Source organism: Caenibacillus caldisaponilyticus, from assembly GCF_002003465.1.
GTDB classification, from domain to species: Bacteria; Bacillota; Bacilli; order Bacillales; family Sporolactobacillaceae; genus Caenibacillus; species Caenibacillus caldisaponilyticus.
The window spans coordinates 1-812 of sequence record NZ_BDDQ01000181.1; the positions used below are offsets into that span (position 1 = coordinate 1).

1 protein-coding gene is annotated in these 812 nt (G+C 51.1%); it reads right to left on the reverse strand.

Annotated elements, in window-relative coordinates; genetic code table 11:
* Nucleotides 1-778 (reverse strand): IS256 family transposase (locus tag CCB157_RS17145; RefSeq protein ID WP_143287148.1); only part of this gene is annotated, 778 nt, incomplete at its 3' end.
* Nucleotides 779-812: the final 34 nt, after the last annotated feature.

An 812-nucleotide genomic window follows, 5' to 3' on the forward strand; every position in this document is an offset into this window, starting at 1 on the left:
GGATATTGCGAATAAAATGTGTCTGGCATCGCTGCCATGTCGCGCCTTGGAAATGCTTTTCAATCGCTTGCACCAGCCCGCCGTGTTGATCCGAGATGATCAAGTCCACTCCCCGGAGTCCCCGGTCTTTCAGCCATCCGAAGAACTCGCTCCAGCTGGACTCCGATTCACTGTTTCCGATTTGCAGGCCAAGAATTTCCCGGTATCCTTCCTCATTCACTCCTGTGGCGATCAAAACGGCTCTGGAACGTACCCGTCCATTTTCCCGGACTTTCGTATAAATAGCATCTACTAGCACAAACGGATACACATGTTCATGAAGGGAACGGTCATTCCAGTCTTGGATCATCGGATCCAGCCCCTTGCACAGCGAGGAAACCGTGGATTTGGAAAACGAGGTGCCGCATAATTCCTCCGTGATTTGGGTGATCTTGCGGGTGGACACCCCGTTTACGACCATTTCCATGAGGGCCAGTACCAGAGCTTGTTCGCTCCGTTGATAATGTTGAAAGAGTTCGGTGGAAAATTCCCCATCCCTTGTCCGCGGCACGCGCAAGGTCAACCGTCCCACCCGAGTCGTCAATTGCCGGGGATAAGACCCGTTTCGATAGCCTTTTCGCCCCTCTGTGCGCTCATAACGGCCGGCGCCAAGTTGATCCGTTAACTGGGCTTCAAGGATTTGATTCAAGACCTGTTCCAACAGTTTGGCCAGTCCTTGATCTTGCGACAGGAACCCGTGCAGGATTTCATCGCTTATTGTAATATTGTATTGAGCCATAGTTGCTTTCCTCCTTTTTTGTTTTGGTTTTTTG